The organism is Neobacillus pocheonensis, assembly GCF_050477905.1.
In the GTDB taxonomy this organism is placed as follows: Bacteria; Bacillota; Bacilli; order Bacillales; family Cytobacillaceae; genus Neobacillus; species Neobacillus pocheonensis_A.
This window is the reverse complement of sequence record NZ_JBCNAD010000042.1, coordinates 54,573-62,936: the sequence shown is the minus strand read 5'-3', so window position 1 is coordinate 62,936 and position 8,364 is coordinate 54,573. Positions and strand designations below refer to the sequence as shown.

Genomic DNA, 8,364 nt, shown 5'->3' with positions numbered 1-8,364 from the left:
CTCCCTCTATATAGAAAGGAAAATCTCACGATTTCTCTTGTTTTCTTCAAATTTCGTAGTAGTATGTTTTAAAATCCATTTGAGGATTGGAATTATAGTGTTCTAAAGGATAATTTTGGGGGCAAAGTGAAAAAGAAACTTATAGTTAACCAAACCAACCTTATCCAAAAGTTGGATAACTAGCTAAAGTATGGTCGCACTGGTAGATCTCCACATTTCTCATGGGGGTCAACCCTCCCATATCTCACAGAGTCTTTGCTCCAAAATTCCTTCGTCCAACCTTTCCATGAGGTGGATGTCAGTCATGCTGCCCGACAGGGTCCTTACCCGTATTTTAGTTGATTTACTGACTAATCCGTGCTTCAAATGTCTAAAACAATAAAACTACTACCTAATGAATTTCACTAAAAGAAATTTAAGCTGCTATCTGTAATTCCGCCATATGGGGAATGTCCCTTAACATACGTTCTTCACTAAATTCACACTGCTTTTTACCGATGGTAAACAGAATTCGTATAAGCTTGTTACATATTGCAATCAGCGATTGCATCTTTTTTAATGGATTATTTGGGCGTTTTGTAAAATACTCATGTAATGCTTTAAAAGCTTTATTTTTAGCGACCAAAGGCATTGCCACCCGAAAGAGGAGTGCTCTTAAAGTCTTCCTTCCTCTCTTGGTAATTTTGGTTTGTCCTTTGTGCTTTCCTGATGTATTTTCCTTAAGACTAAGCCCAGCTAATTTGATAATCTGCCGTGGGTGGGAGTAGTGACTTAGATCTCCTACCTCTGAAAAGAATCCGGCAACTGTGTCTTTTCCTATTCCCTTTATTGCTAACATTTGTTGAACGCCTGGAATATGTTCAAGAAGTTGGTTTATGTTTGATTCCAGTTCTTCGAACTTTTCAATAATAAGTTCATATTTATCTATTAACGTACGAAGCTCTAATTTAGCCATATCAGAACCTTCACGAATGCCAATTGAAACCATTGCCACCTGCTTTAGTTCGTTTATTTTACTGAGTCCTACTGCACGTTTAACAGCTTTCCGAAGATGTAGTAATATTTCTTGTTCCGAAAGGTTGACTAACTCATGTGGCAATAAATTTAGTTTTAATAATTGGATCGCCGACTTACCTTCCCAATCTTTAAATACCGTAAGGAATTCTGGAAAGTAGCGGTCAATCCAATTATGGATCTGTCCCTGAACTGCTTGAAGATCAACTGCTAAGAGATCACGTATTTTCCGAGCCACGCGGAGTTCTGCATAAATTCCTTGCGGAATGTTCGGTTCAGCATATCTCCCGTCTTTGACCAACTGTGCAATGACTCTTGCATCCTTTACATCATTTTTAGTTGGAGAGTTATCATCTAACTCTTTGCTTTTCTTTACATGCATAGGATTTACGACTACAAATTTGATATTTTGTTCTTTTAGGAAATGAGCTAAATTAAGCCAATAATGACCTGTTGGCTCCATTCCTACGATCACTTTTTCCATTTTGTTTTGGTCCATTAACTTTTTAATCCAATCTATGAAGCAGTTAAAGCTAGATTTTATATTTTCAAAGTATAAGGGTGCTGAAAATTCTAAACCTCTAAAGTCTTGGGCTCTTGCCACATGCTTGTATTTAGCAATATCAACACCTATAATTAATGTTTGAGAAGTAATTTGAGCAATCTTTTCATTTTGGTTATAATTCATTTAGATAGCCTCCTGGTATTATGAATGTTGTCCTTTTTGCCGCCAAGCTTTGGACACTCATATCATACCAAGGGGCTTTTTTATGTTCAAACCTCATATTTCTTCATTACAGGAATGCTGCCCGTTAGTACAACAAGAAAAAGGACCGCCGCAGCAATCCCCGTTGTTCAATTCAAGCACCTGTTACTTAAAGTAGTAATTAAACCCATTCATTCTCTAAAACACTAAATAATAAAGAATCACGCCATCCATCTTTCATCAACAAATCTTCACGAATTCTTCCTTCTTTTTTCATCCTTGCTTTTTCCAAAACTCTAATTGAACCTATATTTCTTGGATCACAGGTTGCATAAATACGATGAAGTTTTAATTGGTGAAATCCAAAACCGATTAAAAGTGTTGCAACATCTGTTGCAATCCCCTTTCCCCAATAGTCTGGATTAACTATATAACCTATCTCCCCTTTTTTATTATGAGTATCCCTAATGTTTAATTCTCCAGCTCCAATTAATCTATCTTCTTTATTATTAATAATAGCTAATGCATATCTTGTTCTTGGTTCCTTTGCTGAATCAACTAAAACTTGTTTAACAAATGATTGAGATTCTTTCAACGAATTCGGTCCCCAAGGCTGGTACCGACATACTCTTTCTTGTGATGCATATTTATGTACTTCCTGCCAATCACTTACCTGAAATTCTCGTAAATAAATACTCTCTGTTTTTAGTTCTATGCTTGCCAACCCCATCAAAATCGCCTCCCAGAATTGGATTATCACTTTTCAACTTGTTCAATTAACCTGACCTATGACTTAATAAATAAAAAGGGTGACGTAGCAACCCTTCTTCAACGAAAGCACCCGTTTGTTTAAGTACAGTTCTTCACAATCTGTCAGATAGTTGAACAAGGAAAAGGAGATGCCTTATTTAAGCATAGAACCCTGTTAGTTGAAAAGCAGTATATAAAAAAATCGAAAACTAAATTAAAGAAGTCGACATTTTTGTTGGCTTCTTTAAAAACTTAGTATGGTTCAGTTTGATAAAAATAGTTGGGCTTTTTAATTTCATTATTATATGGTTTATGAAAAATATGTGTTGTAGCTGGTGATAAAGGTGGAATGAGCCAAGTCCAATCACCTGTTACTGACCTTTCACTCTCCGATTCTTTTTCTTCAAACTTTTGAAATTGTTGAGCAGCCGTATGATGGTCTACTATACTAACCCCATCTTCCTTATAAGAGTGTAATACTGCTGAATTCAATTCTAAAAGTGCCCTATCCTTCCATAAAGATATATTACTTTTAATATCCAGCCCCATTAAATTTCCTATTTGAGAAAGCATATTATACCGCGATTCATCTGCTAAGTTTCGCGCTCCTATCTCCGTGCCCATATACCAGCCATTAAATGGAGCCGCAGTATAAGTAATGCCACCAATTTCTAGAATCATATCCGAAATCATCGGTACTGCATACCATTTTAAGTTTAAATCTTTAAACCAACTGTAATGAGGATGGCGAATTGGAACTTCGAGAAGAAGTCTTTCTGGAATCTCGACTAATTTTGGAGGATTCTCATTAATTTGAATAACTAAGGGTAAAACATCAAATTTTCCAAACTTCGGCTCCCATCCAAGATTTATACAAGTCTCAGTAAAGGATAAAGAGTGCGGATCCCCTAAAACACCTTGTTCAGTTTTATAACCTGCATAGCGGACTAATTGGTGATTCCAAATATTTATCTTTTTACTAGAAGTTTTTTGTGAAAAAATTGTGATTGTAGGGCGGATCCGTCCCCTATTTGTTGCATATTCGATATGCTCAAATAAAGCTTCAATAATTTCCTCTTCTGAATTTAAATTCCTCTTATCGATAACGTTTAAGTGATCCCAAAATATTCTGCCTATGCAATGATTACTATTACGCCAAGCTACTTTTGCTCCATATTCCAGCTCCACTGCTGTGTGTTCATAATAACCTTGGTTTAATATCTGTTTACTAATTTCATTTAACCTATTATCTAGTTCCTGTTCAGATTTATTTAATTCTTTATAACAAGAACGAATATATTCCTTTGCTTCTATAAGTAAATCGTTAATCAAAAAAATCCTCCTTTGATAGACCATGTTCAAATAATATCATAGTGGATTTAAATAAAAAAAAACAATTGTTACAAAATCAGCACATAGTCCCAAATTAACACACTGAGTTTTATTAAATTAGTCGAGTAGAAGGGAGCCTCTTTACCTTGCGGTAAATTGATCTCCACCTCCCTCACAGAACCGTGCTTGCACTATTAATGCACACGGCTCCTCCTAATTAAAAAAAGAAAAGACCGGTAGGGTCTCCCGAGTTGCCCTATCATATCAATGTGTAACGTGCCAAGGTCTCTGACTCCAGAGAGGTTATATCCTTCTTGCCTATAACGAAGAATATAATGTAGCTTTCTGCACGCAGGTAAGACATCAGCCCTCTCGGTTTACTAACGTTTATGGTGCTCAATCCCTTCAACCATTTGGCTTTCGGCCCGGCACCTCACTGTCTACGCTTAAAGACTAATGTTACCATTAGCCCCCAAGACTCGCTACGAGCGAATGGCTAGTTCTTACTCGGCGGGAATCCCACCCGCTATATGATACGACCTATGCTCGGCCGCACACCTGCATCCGTTAGTTATCATGAACGAAACTAGCTCCTTACTCGTAACACCGTAGGTTAATTTGGTTACACTGTTTACTGGAAAAAACAAACCAAATCAGAGCTACATTACGAAAGGAGCTAGTTATTATGAAGGATACCATAAAATATGTAGGTTTAGACGTATCAAAAGAAAAAATTGCCGTTGCCATTGCAGATGAAGGTCGAGATGAGCCAAGGTATTGGGGCATGATTCCTAACACAGTGGAAACTATTAGAAAGCTAGTAAAAAAGCTGGGGGAAAAAGAAAATCTTCGGGTTTGTTATGAAGCTGGACCAACTGGCTATGGTCTATATCGGCTTTTTCTTAGCCTAGGAATCGAGTGTGAAGTGATCGCACCATCTTTAATACCTAAAAAGCCATGTGAGCGCATCAAAACTGACCGTAGGGATTCGATTAAACTAGCAAAGTTTATATATAGCTTCAAGTCTATAAAGTAAAAAGGTTTCACTCTACTTTATATAGAATAAAACCGCTTAAAAATTATTATTCATTTCTAATATTTTTGTATTATTATTAATAAAAGATTCATCATGATATCGTTTGTGTAGCTCATTAAATAATAATAAAATGAAGTCCTTGTCTAAATTTAAGTCAATGGCATTTTCAATTATTTCTTGCAATTGTTCTGTACTGAGTTTATGCATTTTTTTCACTCCCAAACTTAAAATCTTATTTATGATTGTTTATGAAATTGAGAATTACTCTTAGCCATTGTTTAACCCCATGAAGACTAGAACTATTCTAGCCTCCATGGAAGCTACCACTTCCACTTAATATTTTTCAAATTACTTATTTTTGTCTAAAATAATATCATCAAAATAGATAAATTCCCCCCCACCTTCTTTACTGTCATTTTGTTCAAAGTACAAAGTAATATATTCACCCGCAAATTCTGACAAGTCAAAGTTCAATTCATGCCATTTATCATCATTTGCTAAGGTCCAGGGTTGTATGATTTTTTCTCCATATCTGCTTACTACACGGACACGTAACAGTGCATCTCCACCGCCTTGTGCATCACGATATTTCAAGCTTAAATTATATAATTGGTCTTTCGGAAGTTTTAAACTGCGAAAAATCCAAGAATTTGGTGCGGCATTTGGTGAGCCGCCATCAGAACCGTCTAAAACAACAGAACCTCCGCCATTTCCCGTAGCATCAAAATCCTTTGTCCATTTTATACTGTCCCAGGTCTGTCCTGAAGTAGCACGTTCAAATCCGTCTAAGCCGTTATCAAAGTGAGCTGTAAAACCATTGCTTTCTGTCGATATATCGACATCAACTGTCACAACACATACTGCTTTATAAGAACCAATAGAAGCGGTAATCGTTGCTTCTCCATCATATTTTGCTGTCACGAGTCCGTTCTCATCTACTTCAGCTATATTTTTATTACTGGAAGTCCATGTTACTTCATCTGTTGTATCTATAGGAGTTACAGATGCATGTAATTGTAATTTCACATCATTGGGGACTGTAAGAAATGCACGTTCATGATCCAATGAAATACCAGTCGCTGGGTTTCTTTTAACAGACACCATACATGAAACTTTATGTCCATCGATGCTAGCTGTGATAGTGGCCGTTCCTTCTGTTTTTCCCGTTACCAAACCCTTGGAATTTACAACTGCTACATCTGTATTATCGGAATTCCATATTATTGGATTAGTATAGTTAGCTGGCTCTACTTTTGCATTCAATTGCAACGTTCTTCCTAAATATATACTTGCTTTTGGATCCATCGTAATATCGGTTGCAGTTACTGTAGGAGCAATTGGATTTGGTACATCTGCCTTATACATTGTTAAATGGTCAAAATTCACATTACCGATACTTCCATTATCAATACGATAACTGATAACATTTTTACCCGCTTTTAATCTTAAACGATCAGAAGCCGTAAACCATTCATCCCAGCTGATGGCTGTTTTATCCGGGGTGATTGTTTTTACATATAAACCATTTACAAATACATTGATTTTTGCTCTTGCAGGCAATTGTGTCGAAGGGTTATTTGTCGATTCCCCATTCACTTGGACACCATAGGCATATCTCACGCCTACGATATAATCACCGTGTTTTTCTGCATTTACAACAAAACTTGCTTCAGCACCTGATCTATTTGGCAAGTTTATATAACCTGAGCCTTGATAATTGGCATGGCTATTGTCTTTTGTAATATCACCATAGAGTATGGCATCTTCCGCTTGATACATATCACCTTGCCCCAAGTCACCCGAAGGCAACTCTTGCCATACATACGGAGAAACAGGTTTTCCAAAATTAGGTGTTCCATCTTCATTCCAACCGAATTTCTTAATATTTACCTGACGCCACCAGTTCCGACCAGTATCTTTGTATACACGTGAATGATAAATCATCCAATCTTCCTTACCATCTGCCGATTTTACAAAACCTGCTCTGGCTGGACCGGATACATCACTAGTAGCAACAAAAACATCATTTTTACGGGTCCAAGAATTCGGGTTTAAAATATCTCCATCTGTATTCATAAAATAAGATAAACGATAATCATTAGATTGATAGTCACCTTCTGACAGCGTGATAAATACTTTTCCATCTCTTTGTAATACTCGCGGACCTTCCCCTCCGCCACCTGGTAATAAAGAACGATCTGCTGTAATCGTATAAGGGTTATCCATTGGTGCAATTGCCGGACCAACTGGTTCACCAGCTCCCAATGTACCCCAAACAGCATAAATTTTTCCATTATAATCAAATACCGTAAAGTCGTTAGCTTGTTTATATACTCCATTTTCCCCAGTGTAGAGGGCACCTTTATCAACATATTCCCCTTGTGGATCATCGGTAACGGATTCCAAAACCGTTGCCATATGTCTGTATCCATACTCTTTTAAGTCCGCACAATAATAAATATACCATTTGCCATTAAAGAAGAAGATTTCAGGAGCAAAAATACGAGTTTGTGTTCCTTTTGAATCAAAAACCATTACCTTTTCACCCTGGTCTGTTAGTGTGCGGGATTTGGATACATAAACCTTATTGTTGGAGTCCAAGTTACTGGAAGATACAAAATAATAAAATCCGTCTTTATAAGTTACAAATGGATCCTGCCCTTGATATAAGGGGTTGTTAAACTTGTCATAGACAGAGGAACTTGTAACTCCCATCTCTTTCATAAAATCGGAACGTCCAATCGATACTTTCTCAGTCGTCTTTACTATTAAATCTAGCTTATCACTATCACTTATCTCTTTGTCATCTATCGTTTCTAGCAATTTTTCCGCAGCTATCTTTTTTGAATTTAAGTGCTTTAATGCATTTTTTGTTACTTTGTCAGCAAAGTTTTCTGTTAAATAATCAACCTTTTGAATCTCTGCAGCCAAATCACTTTTTTTCGTTTTAATCATATAATTGAACGGTAAGTAAAGTGCAGATTCTGGAACGACTTCTCTTTTCTGGCTTGCACTTTCCCACTCCATACGAAGCCAACTGCCGCCCCAGCCCTGTAAATATTCCACTTTAATATCATAATGTTTTCCTGCAGTCAAAGAAACTGGGATACTAACTTGTGGGACTTCCCATTTTTGCTGCCAAAAGTCAATGATCAGCTCCCCATTAATCCATAGTCTAAAACCATCATCACCTACCATATGAAATGTATAATCTTCTGAATATTTCGGTACGATAGTACCTGTAAAACGTGCAGTATTATAATCAGGTGTTCCTGAAAATTGATTAAAAATACTTACAAAAGAATCACCATTTAAATTTCCAATAGCTCTTTCTCCACGAAAGTTATCAAATTTAAATACATTAATATCTACTGGATTTTCAGGATTTTTTTCTGATTTATAGAATTCACCAAGCAATCCGTGACCATCCATTGTTGGATCTGCAGCACGAACATTCTTGGGTAAGTTAATCGCGCCTGCAAAGAGGATGATTGCCGTGAGTATTATTCCTATTACTCTTTTCATA

6 protein-coding genes are annotated in these 8,364 nt (G+C 36.7%); 1 reads left to right on the top strand and 5 read right to left on the bottom strand.

Going from position 1 to position 8,364, the window contains the following annotated elements; translation table 11 throughout:
- Positions 1 to 415: 415 nt before the first annotated feature.
- The 3 genes from ABES02_RS22620 to ABES02_RS22610 form a co-directional block, all read right to left on the bottom strand.
- A complete protein-coding gene (locus ABES02_RS22620; RefSeq protein WP_430139855.1) occupies positions 416 to 1,702 on the bottom strand; it encodes an IS110 family transposase in 1,287 nt (428 codons plus the stop codon).
- A 199-nt stretch (positions 1,703 to 1,901) separates the two neighbouring features.
- Positions 1,902 to 2,450 (bottom strand): GNAT family N-acetyltransferase, encoded by a 549-nt coding sequence (locus tag ABES02_RS22615; protein ID WP_430139853.1) that lies wholly within the window; start codon positions 2,448 to 2,450, stop codon positions 1,902 to 1,904.
- A gap of 272 nt (positions 2,451 to 2,722) precedes the next feature.
- The gene (locus ABES02_RS22610) at positions 2,723 to 3,802 is read right to left on the bottom strand and encodes a nitric oxide synthase oxygenase (RefSeq protein WP_430139851.1); all 1,080 of its coding nucleotides are present in this window, start codon (positions 3,800 to 3,802) and stop codon (positions 2,723 to 2,725) included.
- A gap of 685 nt (positions 3,803 to 4,487) precedes the next feature.
- On the opposite strand from ABES02_RS22610, the gene ABES02_RS22605 reads away from it, so the two are divergent.
- Complete coding sequence (locus tag ABES02_RS22605) at positions 4,488 to 4,838, top strand: IS110 family transposase (protein ID WP_430139849.1); 351 nt, start codon at positions 4,488 to 4,490, stop codon at positions 4,836 to 4,838.
- A gap of 36 nt (positions 4,839 to 4,874) precedes the next feature.
- Here ABES02_RS22605 and sda read toward each other — a convergent pair whose 3' ends face one another.
- Together sda and ABES02_RS22595 are read right to left on the bottom strand one after the other, a co-directional pair.
- Positions 4,875 to 5,045: a sporulation histidine kinase inhibitor Sda gene (gene sda / locus ABES02_RS22600; protein WP_430139847.1), complete on the bottom strand. Its 171-nt coding sequence runs from the start codon at positions 5,043 to 5,045 to the stop codon at positions 4,875 to 4,877.
- A gap of 141 nt (positions 5,046 to 5,186) precedes the next feature.
- Positions 5,187 to 8,363 carry a family 43 glycosylhydrolase gene (locus ABES02_RS22595; RefSeq protein ID WP_430139845.1) on the bottom strand — a complete coding sequence of 1,059 codons (3,177 nt, stop codon included), beginning with the start codon at positions 8,361 to 8,363 and terminating at the stop codon, positions 5,187 to 5,189.
- Position 8,364 lies beyond the last annotated feature (1 nt).

What these genes read in the sequence shown, in the direction of transcription:
- ABES02_RS22595 (WP_430139845.1), bottom strand. Translation starts at nt 8,363, where the DNA reads ATGAAAAGAGTAATAGGAATAATACTCACGGCAATCATCCTCTTTGCA.
- ABES02_RS22615 (WP_430139853.1), bottom strand. Translation starts at nt 2,450, where the DNA reads ATGGGGTTGGCAAGCATAGAACTAAAAACAGAGAGTATTTATTTACGA.
- ABES02_RS22605 (WP_430139849.1), top strand. Translation starts at nt 4,488, where the DNA reads ATGAAGGATACCATAAAATATGTAGGTTTAGACGTATCAAAAGAAAAA.
- sda (WP_430139847.1), bottom strand. Translation starts at nt 5,045, where the DNA reads ATGCATAAACTCAGTACAGAACAATTGCAAGAAATAATTGAAAATGCC.
- ABES02_RS22620 (WP_430139855.1), bottom strand. Translation starts at nt 1,702, where the DNA reads ATGAATTATAACCAAAATGAAAAGATTGCTCAAATTACTTCTCAAACA.